The organism is Streptomyces sp. NPDC055254 (assembly GCF_053606025.1).
The window spans coordinates 57,328-76,852 of sequence record NZ_JBSGQV010000013.1 but is presented as its reverse complement, the minus strand read 5'-3'; the positions used below and the strand labels follow the sequence as shown (position 1 = coordinate 76,852).

The window sequence follows — 19,525 nt, the reverse complement described above, 5'->3', positions numbered from 1 at the left end:
CGGCGTACGGGCGCCGGCTGGTCAGCCGGCCATGTTGTCGGCCAGCTCCTCGCTGAGGTCGAGGTTCGACTCGGTGCCCGGGATGCCGAGGTCCTGGGCGCGCTTGTCGGCCATCGCCAGCAGCCGGCGGATCCGGCCGGCGACCGCGTCCTTGGTCAGCGGCGGGTCGGCGAGCGCGCCGAGCTCCTCCAGCGAGGCCTGCTTGTGCTCCATGCGCAGCCGGCCGGCCGCCGCGAGGTGCTCGGGGACCTCCTCGCCGAGGATCTCCAGCGCGCGCTGTACGCGGGCTCCCGCGGCCACGGCCGCCCGGGCCGAGCGGCGCAGGTTCGCGTCGTCGAAGTTGGCGAGCCGGTTGGCGGTGGCGCGCACCTCGCGCCGCATCCGCCGCTCCTCCCAGGCCAGCACCGACTCGTGGGCGCCGAGGCGGGTCAGCAGGGCTCCGATCGCGTCGCCGTCGCGGACGACGACCCGGTCCACGCCCCGCACCTCGCGGGCCTTGGCGGCGATGGACAGCCTGCGGGCGGCGCCCACCAGGGCCAGGGCGGCCTCCGGGCCGGGGCAGGTGACCTCCAGGGAGGAGGACCGGCCCGGCTCGGTGAGCGAGCCGTGGGCCAGGAAGGCGCCGCGCCAGGCGGCCTCCGCATCGCAGGTGGCCCCGGAGACCACCTGCGGGGGAAGACCCCGGATCGGTCGGCCCCGGCCGTCCACGAGGCCCGTCTGGCGGGCCAGCTGGTCGCCCCCGGCCACGACGCGGACCACGTAGCGGCTTCCGCGGCGCAGTCCGCCGGGGGCCATCACCACGAGGTCCGAGGAATGGCCGAAGATCTCCAGGATGTCCTTGCGCAGCCGGCGGGCGGCGATGCCCGTGTCCAGCTCCGCCTCGATGACGATCCGTCCGCTGACCAGGTGCAACCCGCCCGCGAACCGAAGAATCGCCGAGACCTCCGCTTTTCTGCAGCAGGTCCGGGTGACGGGCAGGCGGGAGATCTCATCCTTCACCGCGGGCGTCATCGCCATGGGCCGATCCTTCCATGCATCCGAAAAATACGGTCGTACGCGGCGGCGAGCAGCTCCGGATCATGCTTCGGAGACCCGTCCCGCCTGGCAACCGGCGCCAGCTCGACCGCGGCGCCGAACCGTTGTGCGGCATCGGCGAGGGACTCGCGGTCGGGCACGGCGGCCACGTCGGCCAGCACCACGTCCAGGGCGAGTTTAGGGGCGTGTCGGGCCAAAACCTCCAAATGACGCTGCGGAGAGAAGCCCTCGGTTTCGCCGGGCTGCGGCGCGAGGTTCAGCGACAGGACCCGGCGGGCCTTCGTCCCGCTCAGCGCGTCGAGCAGTTCCGGCACCAGCAGGTGCGGGATCACGGAGGAGAACCAGGACCCCGGGCCGAGGACCACCCAGTCTGCGTCCAGCACCGCCGCGACGGCCTCGGGCACGGCCGGCGGGTCGCTCGGCACGACCTGCACGGAGAGCACCTCACCGGGGGTGAGGGCCACCGTGGCCTGCCCCCGTACGGTGTCCACGTCCTCCGGACGCGCCGGGTCGTGGCCCTTGACCAGGGCCTGGAGCTCCAGCGGCACCGCCGACATGGGCAGCACCCGGCCCTGCGCGCCGAGCAGCCTGCCGACGAGGTCGAGGGCCTGGACCGGGTCGCCGAGCTGCTCCCACAGGGCGACGATCAGCAGGTTGCCGACGGCGTGCTCGTGCAGGTCGCCGCGCGACTGGAAGCGGTGCTGGATGACGCGGGCCCAGGTCTGGCCCCACTCGTCGTCCCCGCACAGCGCGGCCAGCGCCTTGCGCAGGTCGCCGGGCGGCAGCACGCCGAGCTCCTCGCGGAGCCGGCCGCTGGAACCGCCGTCGTCGGCGACGGTGACCACGGCGGTGAGGTCACCGGTGATCCGGCGCAGGGCGGCGAGGGAGGCCGACAGGCCCTGGCCGCCGCCGAGCGCCACCACCTTGGGCGTGGCGGCGCGCCGGCGGCCGCTGCGGCCGCCGGCGCCGTCGCCGCGGCCGGGGGTGAGCCGCCGCAGGCGGCTCAGCCTCAGGGTCCGTGCGGTCACTCGCGCCCCATGTCCCGGTGGACGACGACGGTCTCGACTCCTTCGGAGGCAAGGCGGGCGGCGAGCTTCTCGGACATGGCCACGCTGCGGTGCTTGCCGCCCGTGCACCCGACCGCGATGGTCACGTACCGCTTGCCCTCGCGGCGGTAGCCGGCGGCGATGAGCTGGAGCAGCTCGGTGTAGCGGTCGAGGAACTCCTTGGCGCCGGGCTGGCTGAAGACGTAGCCCGACACCTCCTCGTTGAGCCCGGTGAAGGGGCGCAGCTCCGGGACCCAGTGCGGGTTGGGGATGAAACGGCAGTCGACGACGAGGTCGGCGTCGACGGGCAGGCCGTACTTGAAGCCGAAGGACATGACGGTGGCCCGCAGCTCGGGCTCCTCGTCCCCGGCGAACTGGGCGTCCATCTTGGCGCGCAGCTCGTGCACGTTCAGGCTGGAGGTGTCGATCACCAGGTCGGCGTCGCCGCGCAGCTCGCGCAGCAGGTCGCGCTCGGCGGCGATGCCGTCGGTGATGCGTCCGTCGCCCTGCAGCGGGTGCGGCCGGCGGACCGACTCGAAGCGGCGCACCAGCGCGTCGTCGGAGGACTCCAGGAAGACGATGCGCCGGGTGACGCCCTTGCTGTCGAGGTCGGCGAGGGACTCGCGCAGGGCGTCGAAGAACTGGCGGCCTCGGACGTCGACGACGACGGCGATGCGCGCCACATTGCCCTGCGAGCGGGCACCGAGCTCCACCATGGTGGGGATCAGCGCGGGCGGCAGGTTGTCGACGACGAACCAGCCGAGGTCCTCCAGACACTTCGCCGCCGTACTGCGGCCGGCCCCGGACATTCCGGAGATGATCACCAGCTCGGGGATGGCCGCCTCGGCGGTCTCGCCGCCGGGCTCCGCTGTCGTGCCCGTACTCACCTGTGCTCCGTCTCGGTCGTGCGCGGTCTCGTGCTCGGTCATTGCTCGGTCCCCCGTTCGGACGTTGCTCCCGCGGGTGCGGGGGTCTCGTCCTCAATGATCTCTCCTGTGGCCGTGTTGACGGCGGGACCGGCCGGTACGGCCCCGGCGAGGGCCGCGGCCACGGTCTCGGCCGTCTTGCGTCCTATGCCCGGGACCTCGCAGATCTGGTCGATTGTCGCCTGTCTCAGCTTTTTCACCGAACCGAAGTGTTTGACCAGGGCCTGCTTGCGGCTCTCGCCGAGACCGGGCACGTCGTCCAGCGGGCCGGACCGCAGGCGCTTGCCCCGTTTGTTGCGCTGGTACTGGATGGCGAACCGGTGCGCTTCGTCACGCACCCGCTGGAGCAGGTAGAGGCCCTCACTGGTGCGGGGCAGCACCACCGGGTCGTCCTCGCCGGGCAGCCAGACCTCCTCCAGCCGCTTGGCCAGGCCGCACACGGCGACGTCGTCGACCCCGAGCTCCTCCAGCGCCCGCTTGGCGGCGGCGACCTGAGGCCGGCCGCCGTCGACCACCACGAGCTGGGGCGGGTACGCGAACCGCTTGGGCCGGCCGTCGTCCTCGGGCGCCTCCCCGACCTCGCCGGACTCCTCCGACTCCCACTCCCCCGTCTTCAGCTTCTCCTGGAGGTAGCGGCGGAAGCGGCGGGACACCACCTCGTGCATGGAGCGGACGTCGTCCTGCCCCTCGAAGGACTTGACCTGGAAGCGCCGGTACTCGCTCTTGCGCGCGAGCCCGTCCTCGAAGACGACCATCGACGCCACCACGTCGTCGCCCTGGAGGTGCGAGATGTCGTAGCACTCGATGCGCAGCGGGGCGCTGTCCAGCTCCAGGGCCTCGGCGATCTCCTCCAGGGCCCGCGAGCGGGTGGTCAGGTCGCTGGCGCGCTTGGTCTTGTGCAGCATGAGGGACTGCTGCGCGTTGCGGTGGACGGTCTCCATGAGGGCCTTCTTGTCGCCGCGCTGCGGGATGCGCAGGCTGACGTTCGACCCGCGGCGCTCGGCGAGCCACTGGCTCAGGGCCGGGGTGTCCTCGGGGAGGGCCGGGACCAGCACCTCCTTGGGGACCGCCTCGCCCTTCTCCTCCCCGTAGAGCTGCTGGAGCGCGTGCTCGACGAGCCCGGCCGTGTCGACGGCCTCGACCTTGTCGGTGACCCAGCCGCGCTGGCCGCGGACCCGGCCGCCGCGTACGTGGAAGATCTGCACGGCGGCTTCGAGCTCGTCCTCGGCGACCGCGACGAGGTCGGCGTCGGTGGCATCGGCGAGCACCACGGCGTTCTTCTCCATGGCGCGGCGCAGCGCCCCTATGTCGTCGCGCAGCCGGGCGGCCTTCTCGTACTCCATCTCCTCGGCGGCCTCACGCATCTGCTGTTCGAGGCGGGAGAGGTAGGTGCCGGTGCGGCCGGCCATGAAGTCGCAGAAGTCCTCGGCGAGGTCGCGGTGCTCGTCGGGGGTGACCCGGCCGACGCACGGCGCGGAGCACTTGCCGATGTAGCCGAGCAGGCAGGGGCGGCCGATCTGCGCGGAGCGCTTGAACACTCCGGCGGAGCAGGTGCGGACGGGGAAGACCCGCAGCATCAGGTCGACGGTCTCGCGGATGGCCCAGGCGTGCCCGTAGGGGCCGAAGTAGCGCACGCCCTTCTTCTTGGGCCCGCGCATGACCTGGACCCTCGGGTACTCCTCGTTGAGGGTGACGGCGAGGGAGGGGTAGCTCTTGTCGTCCCGGTACTTGACGTTGAACCGGGGGTCGAACTCCTTGATCCAGGAGTACTCCAGCTGGAGCGCCTCGACCTCGGTGGAGACGACGGTCCACTCGACGGAGGCGGCCGTGGTCACCATGGTGGCGGTACGGGGGTGCAGTCCGGCGACGTCCTGGAAGTAGCTGGCCAGGCGTTGGCGCAGGCTCTTGGCCTTCCCGACGTAGATCACCCGGCGGTGCTCGTCGCGGAACTTGTAGACCCCCGGGGAGTCGGGGACCTGCCCTGGCTTGGGGCGGTAGCTGGAAGGGTCGGCCATGCCGCCACCCTACTTGCGCCGACTGACAACGCCCCGTACCCGTCCGCTCCCGGCGCCCCCCACCGGCCACTCCCGGCCGGGCTCCCCGGGGCGCCGCGACCCACCGGCCCCTCCAGCCCACCGCCCCTCCAGCCCCGCCGGCGATTGAGGCGCGGGTCCGGGCAGAGCCCGGTGCCGGCGGAGCCGGGTTCCCTCGGCAACGCCGGCGGGCTGAATCTGGCCCCCGCTCGGGAGCCGGACCCCACCGGGGACCGGACCCGACGGGCCCGGCCCCCTGCGGTGGGTTACGCGGCGGGGGTGCGGCGGCGGAAGAGGAGTGCTCCCGCTGCGGTCAGCGCGAGCGCCCCGCCGGCCACCGGCGCCACCGGAGTCCCGGCCCCGGAGTCCGGCGGCGGCGGCGCGGCGATGTCGACCGGCCCCGCGGCGGAGCCATCGGCGAAGCCTCCCGCCATGCCTGCCTCCGCGTACGCGGAACCGGCCAGCTTGTCCCCGTACGCCTTCACGACGCGCGCCCGGTACCCGGCCAGCGTGGTGCCCCCGCCGCCCACCGCCCGCGCGGCGTCCTCGTCCAGCGGCAGCACCCTGCCGTCACCGGCCACGTACCACGCGTCGATCTGCGGTTCCCGGAAGACGGTGCCGCCGGGCAGCGCGGCCGCGCCGAGCCGTGCGTAGCGGAACTCGTCGTCGCCGGTCGCGATGTTCACGACCTGCCACCCGGCCTCGGTCCTCGCGGTCCACAGCGCGGCCTGCTGGCCGTCGGAGGAGACCGCCTTGCTGGCGAGGAACTCCAGGCGGGCCACCGGCGCGCCCGCCCGGCCCGCGACGAACTCCGGCGAGAGGTGGTGCACGGGCAGCGCCTCGCCCTCGATGCGCGGCTGCGCGGCGGCGGGCGAGACCTTGCCCTCGCGGGCGAAGAAGCGGGACAGCGTGGCCAGGGTCTCGGGGGCGGCGGCCGCCCGCCCGGCCTCGGCCCGGGTCTCGGCGGTGGCGGCCAGGGGCTGCGGCACGGGCGCCGCCGCGGCCGCCTGCGGGGCGATGCCGAGGAGGACGGTGGCGGCGAGGACCGCGCCGGCGGCGGTCAGCGGGCGCAGGGTCATGGCGGTCACGCCCCGATCCGGTAGAGAGAGTGGGTCCAGGAGAAGGTGTTGTTGTTGACGTACCAGGCGTGGGAGGCCCAGTTGTAGCGGTCGCTGGACGGCCACGGGTCTCCCCAGTAGACCCAGTTGTTGGCGGTGTCGTAGCCGTAGACCACGTGCATGTGCCCGCCGCCGTTGGACCACTGGATCCTGGTCTCGATCGGGCGGTTGGCGTTGATCTCGTTCTGCACGGTGGAGTACTGGAGCCAGCCGTTGACGTACGAGCCGGAGTTGATGCCCGCCCAGCGCAGTCCGGTCTGGACGTTGCCGAGGGTGGCCTGGTTGTTGGGGCAGTCGTAGCCCTGCTGGCGGTTGAAGGCGGCGTTGCAGAACTGGTTCTGGCTGTAGGTGCGGCCGAACCAGGTGGCGATGGTGTTGCCACCGGCCGCCCAGCACCAGTTCGTCTTCTGCTGTGCCTGCATGGTGATGTTCAGCCGCTTGGAGGCGAGGACGGCGGTGTCCGTGCCGGAGGCGGCCGTGGCCGTGGCCGTGGCCGTGGGGACGGCCAGGAGCAGGGCGGTCAGTAGGGCGGCCAGGGAAAGCCGCCGGTTTCGGTTGCGCATCGCGTTCCTCCCGAGGTGGGGAGAGTGGGGGTGGAGGAGCGCGTCCGGACGCTGTGGGGAGCATCAGGGTGTTGTCGCGATCAGGTCAACACGCTTCAATACGCCCTGACATTGCGGTGTGAACGGTGAGGCTGCGGTGTGAACGGTTGCTGTCGTTTCACCTGGTCCCCGTGAGCCGTCGGAGCGCTCTCCCGCCCGGGCGCCAGTGAACGTTCACAGAGGAGTCGTCATGCGGCCGACCGGAGACACGGCGGATCTCGGACAGCTCCTGCGCGGCGGACCCTTCCACCTGGCCCTGCGCGCCGCCCTCGCCGCGCGCGGGCTCCCCCTGCACCGGGTGCAGCACCGGCTCGCGGCGCGCGGCATCAAGCTGGGTGTCACCAGCCTCAGTTACTGGCAGCAGGGCGCCCGGCGGCCGCGCCGTGCGGAGTCGCTCCGGGCCGTCCGCGCCCTGGAGCAGATACTGGAGCTGCCGGACGGCGCGCTCGTCCGGCTGCTGGGCACGCCGGAGCCCGGACCCTCCCGCCCGGCCGCCCGCTCGTACCGGGCCCTGGTGAGCGTGGGCGCGGCCGTCGAGCAGCTGCTCGACGGCCTGGACCTGCCGACCGACGGCGGACTGCACTCGGTCGGCCATCACGAACGGGTCGGCATCGGGCCGGACGGCGAACTGCGGACGCGGGACTCGGAGCAGATCGTCCGCGCCCACCGCGACGGGGTCGACCGCTACCTCGCCGTCCACCACGGCGATCCGGGCTGCGACCCGTCCCGGGTGCGGGTGCGGGCGCGGGAGAACTGCCGCACGGGCCGGGTGCGGCACCATCCGGCGGCCGGCGTCGTCGTCGCGGAGCTGCTCTTCGACGCCCGGCTGCGGCACGGGGACACGTACGTCTTCGGGTACGGCATCGAGGACGGCACCGGCGCGCGCAGCGGGGAGTACGTGCGCGGCTTCAGCTACGCGGGCGGCCAGTACATGCTCCAGGTCCGGTTCGACGACGCCGCCCTGCCCGTGCGCTGCCGGCGCTTCGCCCGTACCGGCCCGCAGGCCCCGCGCACGGCCCTCGCGGACCTGACGCCGAGCGGGCGGCACCAGGCGGTGCACCTGGTGGAGCAGACGGTGTCGCGGGGCATCCTCGGGATCGCCTGGGACTGGGACTAGACCGCGGACACGGACGGGACCGGGACCAGGGCCGGGACCGGGAGCGGGACCAGGGCCAGGACCGGGAGCGGGACCAGGGCCAGGACCGGGAGCGGTATCCGCCCCGGCCGGTGCCCGGGCCCGGTCAGCCCGCGATGAGCCTGCCGTTCTCCGCCCGGACCGGGACGGCGGGCAGCGGGTCGGTGGCCGGGCCGCGCAGGGCCCGGCCGGTGGTCACGTCGAAACGGCTCCCGTGGCAGGGGCAGTTGCCCTCGCCCTCGACGATCTCGTCGAGGACGCAGCCCGCGTGCGTGCACTGGGCGCTGAACGCCTTGTACTGGCCCTCGGCCGGGCAGCTGACGACCAGCTTCCGCTCCCGGTACAGCTTCGCGCCACCCACCGGGACGTCGGCCGCGGCGCCCAGCTCCACCGGGGCGGTGGGGGTCGCCGGGGTGTTCCCGCCGCTGTTCGTCGCGGTCGAGCAGGCCGCGAGGGTCGCTCCGGCGCCGGCGGCCCCCACGAGGGCGGCGGCGCCCTTGAGGACGGTACGGCGGGTGGAGGACTGCGACGCGGACATGGAACTCTCCTGGGTGACGAGCGGGGCCGGTGCCGAGCGGGGCTCCGGCCCACCCGACGATACCGGCGGCCGATGGGGTAGCTTCCCCCGCGTGATCGTCGTCGGCGGAGAAGCGCTCATCGACCTGGTGCCCGTGGCCCACCCCCCGGGCGCACTGCTGCCCCGCCCGGGCGGCGGACCGTACAACACCGCCCTCGCGCTGGGCCGGCTCGGCGCGCCGGTCGCCTTCTGCTCGCGGGTCTCGGCGGACGGCTTCGGCGAGAGCCTGCTGGCCGGGCTGCGGGCGGCCGGGGTGGACCTGTCGCTGGTCCGGCGCGGGCCGGAGCCCACCACCCTCGCCGTGCCGTCGCTGGCCCCGGACGGCTCGGCCTCGTACGGCTTCTACGTCGAGGGCACGGCGGACCGCCTGTTCACCCTCCCGCCCGCCTTTCCCGACACGGTGCGGGCCCTCGCGCTCGGCACCTGCTCGCTGGTCCTGGAACCGGGCGCGAGCGCCTACGAGGCCCTGCTGCGGCGGGAGTCGCGGCGCGGGGTGCTGACCCTGCTCGACCCCAACATCCGGCCGGCGCTGATCGCCGACCCGGAGGCGTACCGGGCCCGGTTCCGGGAGCGGCTGCTTCCGCACACGACGGTGCTCAAGCTGTCGGAGGAGGACGCGGCCTGGCTGGGCGGCCGGGTCGGCGACTGGCTCGCGGCGGGCCCCGCGGCGGTGGTGCTGACCCGGGGCGCGGCGGGCCTGACGGTGTGGACGCGGGACGGGGCGGAGCACTCGGTGGCGGCCCGCCGGGTCGCCGTGGCGGACACCATCGGCGCCGGTGACACCGTCAACGCGGCGCTGCTGCACCGGCTCGCGGCCGTCGGCCCGCCGGGGCCGGCGGTGGACTGGCCGGACGTGCTGTCCTACGCCGCGCACGCGGCCGCGCTGACGTGCACCCGCGCCGGCGCCGAGCCGCCGTACGCGGCGGAGCTCGACGCCTAGCGCTGTGACCGGCGGCGCCCGCCGGCGGTCGCGCCCGCGCACCGTGCGCCGGCGCGGCCGAAAGACCCGGGGCTCCGCCCGGACCCTCCGCCCGGAGGCGGGGAAGGGGCCCGGCCCGGCGGCCGAACCCCTTCCCGCACCCGGTTCCGCTCGGCGGCTACGCCTTGCGGGCTCGGGGTGTCGCCTTCTTCGCCGGGGCGGCGGCGGTCTTCTTCGCGGCCGCCGCCTTCTTCGCGGGGGCCTTCTTCGCCGGGGCCTTCTTCGCGGCCTTGACCGTCCGCGCCGGAGGCGACCCGGCGTCGGAGATCCGGTCCGCTCCCAGGATGTCCCGCAGGAACTTGCCCGTGTGGCTCGCGCCGACCGAGGCCACCTGCTCGGGCGTGCCCTCGGCGACCACGATGCCGCCGCCGTAGCCGCCCTCCGGACCCATGTCGATGACCCAGTCCGCGGTCTTGACGACGTCCAGGTTGTGCTCGATGACGATCACCGAGTTGCCCTTGTCCACCAGCCCCGACAGCACCTTGATCAGCTTCGAGATGTCCTCGAAGTGCAGGCCCGTCGTCGGCTCGTCGAGCACGTACACCGTGCGGCCCGTCGACCGCTTCTGCAGCTCGGACGCGAGCTTCACGCGCTGCGCCTCACCGCCCGACAGCGTCGGCGCCGACTGGCCGAGGCGGACGTAGCCCAGCCCGACCTCGTTGAGCGTCTTGAGGTGGCGAGCGATCGTCGGCACCGCTTCGAAGAAGCCCAGCGCCTCCTCGATCGGCATGTTCAGGACTTCCGCGATGGACTTGCCCTTGTAGTGGACCTCCAGCGTCTCCCGGTTGTACCGGTCGCCGTGGCAGACCTCGCACGGGACGTAGACGTCCGGCAGGAAGTTCATCTCGATCTTGATCGTGCCGTCGCCGGAGCAGTTCTCGCACCGGCCGCCCTTCACGTTGAAGGAGAAGCGGCCCGGCAGGTAGCCGCGCACCTTCGCCTCCATGGTCTCCGCGAAGAGCCTGCGCACGTGGTCGAAGACGCCGGTGTACGTGGCCGGGTTCGACCGGGGGGTCCGGCCGATCGGCGACTGGTCGACGTGCACGACCTTGTCGACGAGGTCGTCCCCCTCCACCCGGGTGTGCCGGCCCGGCACCGAGCGGGCGCCGTTCAGCTCGCGCGCCAGGTGCGTGTAGAGGATGTCGTTGACCAGTGTCGACTTGCCCGAGCCCGACACGCCGGTGACCGCCGTGAGCACGCCCAGCGGGAAGGACACGTCGATGTCCCGCAGGTTGTTCTCCTTGGCGCCGTGGACGGTCAGCTGCCGCTCGCCGTTCACGGGCCGGCGCACGTCAGGGATCGCGATGGAGCGCTTGCCCGACAGGTACTGCCCCGTCACCGACTCGGTGTTCTCCAGCAGATCCTTGAGCGAGCCGCTGTGGACGACCTTGCCGCCGTGCTCGCCCGCTCCCGGGCCGATGTCGACGACCCAGTCGGCCACCTTGATGGTGTCCTCGTCGTGCTCGACGACGATGAGCGTGTTGCCCATGTCGCGCAGCCGCACCAGCGTCTCGATCAGCCGGTGGTTGTCCCGCTGGTGCAGGCCGATCGAGGGCTCGTCCAGGACGTACAGCACGCCGACCAGGCCGGAGCCGATCTGCGTGGCGAGCCGGATGCGCTGGGCCTCGCCGCCGGAGAGGGTGCCGGCCGCGCGGTTGAGCGAGAGGTAGTCCAGGCCGACGTCGACGAGGAAGCGCAGCCGCTCGTTGACCTCCTTGAGGACCCGCTCGGCGATCTTCTTCTCGCGGGCGTCGAGCCGCATCCGTCCGAGGAACTCCGCGCACTCGCTGATCGACATGGCGGCGACGTCGGCGATGGACTTCTCCATCACCGTCACCGCGAGGACGATCGGCTTGAGCCGGGTCCCCTCACAGGTCGGACAGGGCACCTCGCGCATGTAGCCCTCGAAGCGCTCGCGGCTGGCGTCGCTCTCGGACTCCGCGTGCCGCCGCTTGACGAACGGCACGGCGCCCTCGAAGGCGGTCGTGTACGCCCGCTCGCGCCCGTACCGGTTGCGGTAGCGGACCTCGATCTGCGTCTTGTGCCCGTAGAGCAGGGCCTTCTTCGCGCGCAGCGGGAGCCCCGCCCACGCGATGTCCGTGCGGAAGCCCAGTTCCTGGGCGAGCGCGCCGATCAGCCGCTGGAAGTAGTCCTTGGTGTGGCCCAGCGACCACGGCGATACGGCGCCCTCGTCCAGGGACTTGTCCTCGTCCGGAATGATCAGATCCGGGTCCACCTCCATGCGCGTGCCGATGCCGGTGCACTCGGGGCAGGCGCCGAAGGGGGAGTTGAAGGAGAAGGAGCGCGGCTCCAGCTCCTCGAAGGACAGGTCGTCGTACGGGCAGTAGAGGTGCTCGGAATACATCCGCTCACGCTCGGGGTCGTCCTCGGCGAGGTCGACGAAGTCCAGGATGACCATGCCGCCGGAGAGGCCGAGGGCGGTCTCGACGGAGTCCGTGAGCCGGCGCTTGGCGCTGTCCTTGACGGTGAGGCGGTCGATGACCACCTCGATGGTGTGCTTCTCCTGCTTCTTCAGCGCGGGCGGCTCGGAGAGCTGGATGGTCTCCCCGTCCACCCGCGCCCGGCTGTACCCCTTGGTCTGGAGGTCGGAGAAGAGGTCGACGAACTCGCCCTTGCGCTCGCGCACGAGCGGGGACAGCACCTGGAAGCGGCTGCCCTCGGGGAGCGCGAGCACCTTGTCGACGATCGCCTGCGGCGACTGGCGCGAGATGGGGCGGCTGCACTCGGGGCAGTGCGGCTTGCCGATGCGCGCGAAGAGGAGGCGGAGGTAGTCGTAGACCTCGGTGATGGTGCCCACGGTCGAGCGCGGGTTGCGCGAGGTCGACTTCTGGTCGATCGAGACGGCCGGGGAGAGGCCCTCGATGAAGTCGACGTCGGGCTTGTCCATCTGCCCGAGGAACTGGCGGGCGTACGACGAGAGCGACTCGACGTAGCGGCGCTGGCCCTCGGCGAAGATCGTGTCGAAGGCCAGGGAGGACTTGCCCGACCCGGAGAGTCCGGTGAAGACGATGAGTGAGTCGCGGGGCAGGTCGAGCGAGACGTTCTTGAGGTTGTGCTCGCGAGCGCCACGAACGATGAGACGGTCGGTCACGCCGGTCCGCACCTTTCTTGAGAGAGCGGGGGCACGGGCCCCCGTCCCAGGGTATGGGGGGCGCCTCTGCGGTGGAGATGGAGTCTGGACTTCCGAGCGTATAGCACGCACATTCGATTTACGGCACTCGGCCAACCGCATCACCCGATCGTGTGGTCGGGGACCGGGAGCCACTAGGCTCGCCGTCATGACTGATCATGTGCACGACCTGCGATCTGTACGTGAGGCCACGGAACGGCTACTGACCGCCGTGGCGAAACTGGACGACGCCGCGCTCGCCGGGGAGTCACACCTCCCCGGCTGGACCCGCGGCCACGTCCTGGCCCACCTCGCACGCAACGCGGACGCCCTCGTCAACGTTTTCGAGGGCCGCCCCATGTACGAGAGCGGCACCGCGCGCGACGCGGACATCGCACGCGACTCCGGTCGGCCTCTGGAAGAACAACTGGCGGACGTCCGTGATTCCGCCGACCGCTTCCTGGCCGTCGGCGACCGCGACCGGGACTGGTCCCGCACGGTCGAGCTCCGCAACGGCGTCACCGACCTCGCCGCCAACATTCCCTTCCGGCGCCTGGTCGAGGTGGAGCTGCACCACGTCGACCTGAACATCGGCTACGAGCTCTCCGACCTCCCGGACGAGTTCACCGGACGCGAGATCGACTTCCTCGCCGCCCGCTGGTCCGGGCGCCCCGAGGTGCCGCCGACCGCCCTGGAGGCGACCGACGGGACCCGCCGGCGCACCGGCTCCGCCGGCGACCCGGTCGTCACCGTGTCCGGCACCCCCGCCGGGCTGCTGGCCTGGCTGGCCGGCCGGGGCGACAAGGGCGCCTCCCTGACCACGGCGGGCGGGCCCCTTCCCGCACTCCCCCCGCTCTAGGACGCCACACCTCTAGGATCGAGACATGACGTACAGCGGAGCGGTCAAGGTCGGCGGTCCGGCCGACGTGCACGAACTCGCGGACCTGATGATTTCCAAGGTCGCGGTGGGCGAGATGAACAACAACGCCTACCTGCTGCGCTGCCGGGCGACGGGCGAGCAGCTGCTGATCGACGCGGCCGCCGAGGCGGGCACGCTGCTCAACCTGATCGGGGACGACGGCATCGCGTCCGTCGTCACCACCCACCGGCACGGCGACCACTGGGGCGCGCTCCAGGCGGTGGTCGACGCGACGGGCGCCACCACGTACGCGGGGGTCCACGACGCCGAGGGCATCCCGGTGCCGACCGCGGTACCGGTCGCGGACGGGGACACCGTGCGCGTGGGCAGGGTCGAGCTGACGGCCCGGCACCTGGTCGGGCACACGCCCGGCTCGATCGCGCTGATCTACGACGACCCGCACGGGCACCCGCACGTGTTCACCGGCGACTGCCTCTTCCCGGGCGGCGTCGGCAACACCTGGGGCGACCCGAAGGCCTTCGAGCGGCTCGTCGACGACGTGCAGCACAAGCTCTTCGAGCAGCTCCCGGACGAGACCTGGGTGTACCCGGGGCACGGCAACGACACCATGCTGGGAGCGGAGCGGCCGCACCTGGCCGAATGGCGCGAGCGCGGCTGGTAGCCGACCGAATCCGTCAACTTCGCCGCCGGGCGCACTCCTTCCGGTCGATGACGACCGAACCCACCCCGTGGGGGCCGGGGAGGGGGTAACTGCTGCACCATGCACCAGGATCCCTCCCCGCCCCCCTCCATGCTGCGGCTGGCCACGGCCTCCCTCGCCGGGACCGCCATCGAGTTCTACGACTTCTTCGTCTACGGCACGGCCGCCGCCCTCGTGCTCGGCCCGCTCTTCTTCCCGTCCTTCTCCCCGCTCGCCGGCACCCTCGCCGCCTTCGGCACCTTCGGCGTCGGCTTCCTCGCCCGCCCGCTCGGCTCGGCGGTCTTCGGCCACATCGGCGACCGCTACGGCCGCCGCCCGGTGCTCCTCGGCTCGCTGCTGCTCACCGGCCTCGCCACCGTGGCGGTCGGCTGCGTGCCCACGTACGGGTCGATCGGCACGGCCGCGCCGGTCCTGCTGCTCCTGCTGCGCTTCCTCCAGGGCCTCGGGCTCGGCGGCGAGTGGGGCGGGGCGGTGCTGCTCACCGCCGAGCACGCCCCCGAGGGGCGGCGGGGGCTGTGGTCGAGCTTCCCGCAGACCGGTCCGGCCGTGGGCTTCCTGCTGGCCAACGGCATGATCCTGGCCCTGTCGGCGCTGCTGACCGACTCCCAGTTCACCTCGTGGGGGTGGCGGGTGCCGTTCTGGGCCGCCGGGGTGCTGGCGCTGGCCGGGCTGTGGCTGCGCCGCACCGTCGAGGAGACCCCGCAGTTCCGGGAGCTGACCGAGTCCGACGGCCGGGCCCGGGCCCCGCTGGCGGAGGTGGTACGCGGGCACTGGCGGCTGCTGCTGTTGACCGGCGGGGCGCTCGCCGTGGGGTACGCCGTCTTCTACGCGGTCACCACCTGGTCACTCGCGTACGCCACCGAGCACCTCGGTGTGGGCCGCACGGTGATGCTGGCCTGCATCATGGCGGCGGTCGCGCTCAAGGGCCTGGTGACCCCGCTGGTGGCGGTGCTCGGCGACCACTACGGGCGCCGTCCGCTGTGCCTGGCGGGGTGCGCGGTGTGCGCGGTGTGGATGTTCCCGCTGGTGGCGCTGCTCGGTACGGCGGACCCGGTGCTGATGACCGCGGGCTTCGTCGGAGCCCTGCTGGGGATGGTGACGATGTTCGCGGTGGTCGGCGCGTACCTACCGGAGCTGTACGCCCCGCGGATCCGCTGCACGGGGGCGGCCGTGGGATACAACCTGGGCGGGGTGCTGGGCGGGGCGCTGACCCCGATCGTGGCGACGGCGCTGGCGGACGGGTCCGGGCCGCCGTGGGGCGTGGCGGCGTACCTGAGCGGGATCGCCCTGGTCAGCCTCGGCTGCTTCGCGCTGCTGCCGGAGACCAGCCCCAAGGTGGTGCGGGCGCGGGCGGAGGCCGACGGAGCCATGGAGAAGGGGGCGGCCGAAACGGCCGCCCCCGTGTAGCCCCGTAGCGCCGCGCCCGTCGCTCAGGCGCTCAGGCGCTCAGGCGCTCAGGCGCTCAGGCGCTCAGGCGTCGATGCTCTCCGACCGGGCGGCGGTCTCGGCCGCCGCCTGCTTCTTGGAGGCGATCAGGCTGGTGATCGTGGTGATGACCAGGACACCGCAGATGACGCCGAGCGAGACGGGGATCGAGATCACCGGGACGTGGACGCCGGACTCGTGCAGGGCGTGGAGCACCAGCTTGATGCCGATGAAGCCCAGGATGATCGACAGGCCGTAGCTGAGGTGGACCAGCTTCTTGAGCAGGCCGCCGATGAGGAAGTACAGCTGGCGCAGGCCCATGAGGGCGAAGGCGTTGGCCGTGAAGACGATGTACGGGTCCTGGGTCAGGCCGAAGATCGCGGGGATGGAGTCCAGGGCGAACAGCACGTCGGTGGTGCCGATGGCGAGCATGACGACCATGAGGGGGGTCAGTACGCGCTTGCCGTTCTGCTCGATGAAGAGCTTGGTGCCGTGGTACCGGTCCGCGACGCCGAACTTCTTCTCGACGGACTTGAGGAGCCGGTTCTCCTCGAACTCCTCGTCCACTTCGTCCTTGCGGGCCTCCTGGACCAGCTTCCAGGCGGTGTAGATCAGGAACGCGCCGAAGATGTAGAACACCCAGGAGAAGCTGGCGATGATCGCCGCGCCCGCCGCGATGAAGATCGCGCGCAGCACCAGGGCGATCAGTACGCCCACGAGCAGCACGCGCTGCTGGAGGTGGGAGGGCACCGCGAACTTCGCCATGATCAGGACGAAGACGAAGAGGTTGTCGACGCTCAGGGACTTCTCGGTGATGAAGCCGGCGAAGAACTCCTGGGAGGCCTGGCCGTTGCCGAAGTACCACAGGCCGAGGCCGAACAGTCCGGCGAGGACGATCCAGACGATCGACCAGATGCCCGCTTCCTTGATGGACACGTCGTGCGGTTTGCGGCCGATGAAGAAATCGGCGCCGATGAGCAGGGACAGACCGAGAATGGTCAGGACCCACAGATTCCAGGAAACTTCCACGGTTGACACGCCTCCGGCGGATGGCTCAGCACTTCGTCAGCGTCATCGCTGCCGGAGGTCTCTTCCACCCGGGCGGCCTGGAGGCCGTGGGCCGACGCCCCGGGACCGACTGCGCTGTGCAACCGAGTGGTCCGTATTGACGGGTACGTCGTAGCAGGAAAGCAGGAATACTCCCCTCCGCACGCACCAGGGTACCCGCCGGAGCCGGTAAAGGTAAAGGGAGTCCCAAGGATTGGTCAGCGGCTGGTCAGCGACGGCCCTCGGCCACCCGGTCCAGTGCCTGGTCGAGGACCCGGCTGCCCTGCGGGGGGAGGTCCGGTTCGAAGGTCCAGGCGTGGTGGACCCAGGGATCGGCGAGGTGGTTGTCCGGGACGGGCGACAACCGCATCAGCGACCGCCACAGCGGATCCAGCAGCGGCCCGTACGCCGAGGCCTCGTCACGGTCCGCGACCATCAGCAGGTGCACGCCGACCGCGGGACCCTCGTCCGCCAGGTACCGCAGCTGGGTGACCGAGCGGTCGTCGAAACCGTGCGGGAAGTCGTGCACGATCAGCAGCTGGTCCGCCGTGTCCACGTCCGGCGGCAGGTCCTCCGGAGCGCCGGCCCGCAGCGCCATCTGCACGAGGTCCACCCGGCGGGTCAGGTCCGCCAGGGTCCGGGTGACCCCCGCGGCCCCGGCGGCGGGCGGAGCCGCCAGCACCCCGGAGCGCACGAGGGGCGCCAAGGCCGCGGACCCGGCACCGGCCGCGTCGATGACGTGGACGGAGAAGCGGCCACCGGGGTGGACGGCCAGCAGCCGCACGGCGTGCGCCACGGCCATGTCCATGGCGGCGCGGCGCAGCCGGTCGGTGTCCATGGCCATGGCGGCCTCGGAGCCGGTGCGGCCGTTGTCGATCCACAGGCCGCGCTCCAGCGGGACCCGGACCAGCATCGGTATCCGCAGGTCGGGCCGCTCGGGCAGGTGCAGGTCCCCCAGCCGCAGGGCCAGCGGGGCCTCCTCGGGCACGCGGTGCCCCTGCCAGACGGGGTTGTCCCAGCGGGCGCAGGCGGCCGGCAGCGCGGGCTCGACGACGTCGCACTCGGCGGCCAGCTGGACGAGGTCCCGGTCGAGGACGGCGCGGGCCTGGGCCACGAGCTCGTCGCGGCGGGCCCGCGCGGTGTCGCGGGCCGCGTTGCCGGAGCCGCCCAGCCGGTGGCGCGGGTCGGACAGGGCCTCGTCGAGCTCGCGGTCCAGGCGGGTGTCGGCGAAGTCGACGGCGCTGCGGTAGGCGGCGACCGAGCGGGCCATGTCCTCGAACATGCCCCAGACCTGGTTGTAGAGCCGCTCCTCCATGGACCAGCCGCTGGCGTCCCCCGCGACCGGGCGCGGGGTCTCGCCGGGCTGCGCGGGCGGCGCCGGGCGCGGCGCGGGCTCGGGCGGCTCGGTGCTCGCCCGGCGGCGGCGCGGGTGCACGTAGCTGAGGGTGGCCGGGCCGGAGTCGGCAGGGGTGTCCGCGCCGTCCGCGGCGGGCAGGGGGCCGGGCGCGCCGGGGTACGGGACGCCGGGGACCGGCACCGGGTCCGGCCCGGTCGGTGCGGGCGGCCGGGCGCCGCCCTGCGGCGCGCGCACGTCGGCCACCGGGGCAGGCAGGGCGGCGCGCGTGCCGTGGCCCCGCCCGGCTGCGGGGGCGGCCGCCGCCAGCACGGCGGAGGCCAGCGCGGTGGCGGCCGGGGCGGGAAGTCCGCCGTCGGCCAGCAGGGCGCCCAGGCCCCGCGCGTAGCCCTGGCCCACGGCGCGGACCTTCCAGGCACCCTGGCGCCGGTACAGCTCCATGGCCACGACGGCGGTCTCGGCGTCCAGCCCGGTCAGGGTGTACCCGGCGAGCTCGGCCCCCTCCGGGTCGGCCACGGCCACGTGGGAGGCCGGGACCGCGCCGAAGCCGACGGGGCCGCCGGGCGGCAGCACCAGCAGCACGGCGACCCGGTGGACGTCCGCCGCGACGGCGTCGAGGTCCACCGCGAAGGTGTGCCGGGCGGCGAGCTCCCCCGGCGCGCGCACGCCGGGGAGGGACGGGGCGCCCGGGTGCGCCAGTACCTCGGAGCCGGAGAACCGGCCCTGCTCGTCGGCGAGCGAGGCCAGGGCGAGCACGGGTGTGCCCGCCGAGACCCTGATCTCCACCCGACTCCGGGACACGGGGTGGTTCTGCCCCCGGACCAGTTCGGCCGTCATCGTGCAGCCCCTCCCCCGTGCCTTCTTCTCTTGTCCGGTCCTGCTACAGGTGCGGCAGGATCGAGGGCATCAGGTCCTGGAACGTACGGCCGTTGGCCGGGTTCCCGAGGGCCGTCATCTGCCAGCCGGTGCCCGCGCGGGACACCTTCGCCATGATCTGCGCGGTGTACTGGCCGCCACCGTCGAGGGTGTAGCGGGCCAGCTCCTGGCCGTTGGTCTCGTCGACGATGCGGCAGAACGCGTTCTGCACCTCCTGGAACGTCTGGCCGGTGAAGGAGTTCACCGTGAAGACGATCTGGTCGATGTGCACCGGTACCCGCTGGAGGTCGACGAGGATCGCCTCGTCGTCCCCGCCCTGGCCGACGCCGCCGACGAGGTTGTCACCGGTGTGCCGGACCGAGCCGTCGTCGCTCTGCAGGTGCCGGAAGAAGACGACGTCCACCGGCTGCTTGTCGGCGAAGAGCACCGCCGACGCGTCCAGGTCGATCTCCCGGGTCCGCGAGCCGAACAACCCGCGGCGCTTCGCCGCCTGCCAACCGAGGCCCATGCGGACCGCGGTCAGCGTGCCTCCGTCCGCCTTCTGCAGACTGATGGCCTGACCCTTGGTCATGTTGACCGTCACGCGCTGTCCCCTCTCCGTAGCCCGCCCCGAAATACCGGTGCGCAGCGTGTACCTGCGGCCGTACCCCAACCCTACTGAC

At 72.8% G+C, this 19,525-nt stretch carries 16 protein-coding genes; 5 read left to right on the top strand and 11 right to left on the bottom strand.

The window, feature by feature from the left end; translation table 11 throughout:
- Positions 1-21: 21 nt before the first annotated feature.
- The 6 genes from whiA to ACWFQ8_RS15760 form a co-directional block, all read right to left on the bottom strand.
- Positions 22-1,017 (bottom strand): DNA-binding protein WhiA, encoded by a 996-nt coding sequence (gene whiA, locus ACWFQ8_RS15785; RefSeq protein WP_037792880.1) that lies wholly within the window; start codon positions 1,015-1,017, stop codon positions 22-24.
- Complete coding sequence (locus tag ACWFQ8_RS15780; RefSeq protein WP_453786786.1) at positions 1,008-2,063, bottom strand: gluconeogenesis factor YvcK family protein; 1,056 nt, start codon at positions 2,061-2,063, stop codon at positions 1,008-1,010. Before ACWFQ8_RS15780 ends, whiA begins: the two co-directional genes overlap by 10 nt.
- A complete protein-coding gene (gene rapZ / locus ACWFQ8_RS15775; RefSeq protein ID WP_453786785.1) occupies positions 2,060-3,010 on the bottom strand; it encodes an RNase adapter RapZ in 951 nt (316 codons plus the stop codon). The genes ACWFQ8_RS15780 and rapZ overlap by 4 nt, the downstream gene beginning before the upstream one ends.
- Positions 3,007-5,022: an excinuclease ABC subunit UvrC gene (uvrC, locus tag ACWFQ8_RS15770; protein ID WP_453786784.1), complete on the bottom strand. Its 2,016-nt coding sequence runs from the start codon at positions 5,020-5,022 to the stop codon at positions 3,007-3,009. The genes rapZ and uvrC overlap by 4 nt, the downstream gene beginning before the upstream one ends.
- A gap of 284 nt (positions 5,023-5,306) precedes the next feature.
- Entirely contained in the window at positions 5,307-6,119 is an 813-nt protein-coding gene (locus ACWFQ8_RS15765; RefSeq protein ID WP_453786863.1) for a hypothetical protein, read from the bottom strand.
- 5 nt (positions 6,120-6,124) lie between these two features.
- Positions 6,125-6,721: a papain-like cysteine protease family protein gene (locus ACWFQ8_RS15760; protein ID WP_453786783.1), complete on the bottom strand. Its 597-nt coding sequence runs from the start codon at positions 6,719-6,721 to the stop codon at positions 6,125-6,127.
- 229 nt (positions 6,722-6,950) lie between these two features.
- On the opposite strand from ACWFQ8_RS15760, the gene ACWFQ8_RS15755 reads away from it, so the two are divergent.
- Positions 6,951-7,877: a hypothetical protein gene (locus tag ACWFQ8_RS15755; protein ID WP_453786782.1), complete on the top strand. Its 927-nt coding sequence runs from the start codon at positions 6,951-6,953 to the stop codon at positions 7,875-7,877.
- A gap of 124 nt (positions 7,878-8,001) precedes the next feature.
- On the opposite strand, the gene ACWFQ8_RS15750 is transcribed toward ACWFQ8_RS15755, so the two are convergent.
- Complete coding sequence (locus ACWFQ8_RS15750) at positions 8,002-8,433, bottom strand: Rieske (2Fe-2S) protein (protein WP_453786781.1); 432 nt, start codon at positions 8,431-8,433, stop codon at positions 8,002-8,004.
- A 91-nt stretch (positions 8,434-8,524) separates the two neighbouring features.
- On the opposite strand from ACWFQ8_RS15750, the gene ACWFQ8_RS15745 reads away from it, so the two are divergent.
- A complete protein-coding gene (locus tag ACWFQ8_RS15745) occupies positions 8,525-9,412 on the top strand; it encodes a carbohydrate kinase family protein (protein ID WP_453786780.1) in 888 nt (295 codons plus the stop codon).
- A 157-nt stretch (positions 9,413-9,569) separates the two neighbouring features.
- On the opposite strand, the gene uvrA is transcribed toward ACWFQ8_RS15745, so the two are convergent.
- On the bottom strand, positions 9,570-12,563 hold the full coding sequence (gene uvrA / locus ACWFQ8_RS15740; protein ID WP_453786779.1) for an excinuclease ABC subunit UvrA: 2,994 nt from the start codon (positions 12,561-12,563) through the stop codon (positions 9,570-9,572).
- Positions 12,564-12,750: 187 nt separating this feature from the next.
- On the opposite strand from uvrA, the gene ACWFQ8_RS15735 reads away from it, so the two are divergent.
- From ACWFQ8_RS15735 to ACWFQ8_RS15725, 3 genes are all read left to right on the top strand, one after another.
- A complete protein-coding gene (locus ACWFQ8_RS15735) occupies positions 12,751-13,440 on the top strand; it encodes a maleylpyruvate isomerase family mycothiol-dependent enzyme (RefSeq protein ID WP_453786778.1) in 690 nt (229 codons plus the stop codon).
- A gap of 25 nt (positions 13,441-13,465) precedes the next feature.
- Entirely contained in the window at positions 13,466-14,122 is a 657-nt protein-coding gene (locus ACWFQ8_RS15730) for an MBL fold metallo-hydrolase (protein ID WP_453786777.1), read from the top strand.
- A 129-nt stretch (positions 14,123-14,251) separates the two neighbouring features.
- Entirely contained in the window at positions 14,252-15,568 is a 1,317-nt protein-coding gene (locus ACWFQ8_RS15725) for an MFS transporter (RefSeq protein WP_453786862.1), read from the top strand.
- Positions 15,569-15,631: 63 nt separating this feature from the next.
- On the opposite strand, the gene ACWFQ8_RS15720 is transcribed toward ACWFQ8_RS15725, so the two are convergent.
- The 3 genes from ACWFQ8_RS15720 to ACWFQ8_RS15710 form a co-directional block, all read right to left on the bottom strand.
- Positions 15,632-16,615 carry a TerC family protein gene (locus tag ACWFQ8_RS15720; protein WP_453786776.1) on the bottom strand — a complete coding sequence of 328 codons (984 nt, stop codon included), beginning with the start codon at positions 16,613-16,615 and terminating at the stop codon, positions 15,632-15,634.
- Between the two features lie 247 nt (positions 16,616-16,862).
- Complete coding sequence (locus ACWFQ8_RS15715; protein ID WP_453786775.1) at positions 16,863-18,824, bottom strand: TerD family protein; 1,962 nt, start codon at positions 18,822-18,824, stop codon at positions 16,863-16,865.
- 43 nt (positions 18,825-18,867) lie between these two features.
- A complete protein-coding gene (locus tag ACWFQ8_RS15710) occupies positions 18,868-19,446 on the bottom strand; it encodes a TerD family protein (RefSeq protein WP_362878708.1) in 579 nt (192 codons plus the stop codon).
- Positions 19,447-19,525 lie beyond the last annotated feature (79 nt).

Excerpts from the sequence above, each read along its gene's own strand:
- ACWFQ8_RS15760 (WP_453786783.1), bottom strand. The coding sequence starts at position 6,721 with ATGCGCAACCGAAACCGGCGGCTTTCCCTGGCCGCCCTACTGACCGCC.
- ACWFQ8_RS15755 (WP_453786782.1), top strand. The coding sequence starts at position 6,951 with ATGCGGCCGACCGGAGACACGGCGGATCTCGGACAGCTCCTGCGCGGC.
- ACWFQ8_RS15715 (WP_453786775.1), bottom strand. The coding sequence starts at position 18,824 with ATGACGGCCGAACTGGTCCGGGGGCAGAACCACCCCGTGTCCCGGAGT.
- uvrC (WP_453786784.1), bottom strand. The coding sequence starts at position 5,022 with ATGGCCGACCCTTCCAGCTACCGCCCCAAGCCAGGGCAGGTCCCCGAC.
- ACWFQ8_RS15750 (WP_453786781.1), bottom strand. The coding sequence starts at position 8,433 with ATGTCCGCGTCGCAGTCCTCCACCCGCCGTACCGTCCTCAAGGGCGCC.
- ACWFQ8_RS15735 (WP_453786778.1), top strand. The coding sequence starts at position 12,751 with ATGACTGATCATGTGCACGACCTGCGATCTGTACGTGAGGCCACGGAA.
- ACWFQ8_RS15730 (WP_453786777.1), top strand. The coding sequence starts at position 13,466 with ATGACGTACAGCGGAGCGGTCAAGGTCGGCGGTCCGGCCGACGTGCAC.
- ACWFQ8_RS15725 (WP_453786862.1), top strand. The coding sequence starts at position 14,252 with ATGCTGCGGCTGGCCACGGCCTCCCTCGCCGGGACCGCCATCGAGTTC.
- whiA (WP_037792880.1), bottom strand. The coding sequence starts at position 1,017 with ATGGCGATGACGCCCGCGGTGAAGGATGAGATCTCCCGCCTGCCCGTC.
- rapZ (WP_453786785.1), bottom strand. The coding sequence starts at position 3,010 with ATGACCGAGCACGAGACCGCGCACGACCGAGACGGAGCACAGGTGAGT.
- ACWFQ8_RS15765 (WP_453786863.1), bottom strand. The coding sequence starts at position 6,119 with ATGACCCTGCGCCCGCTGACCGCCGCCGGCGCGGTCCTCGCCGCCACC.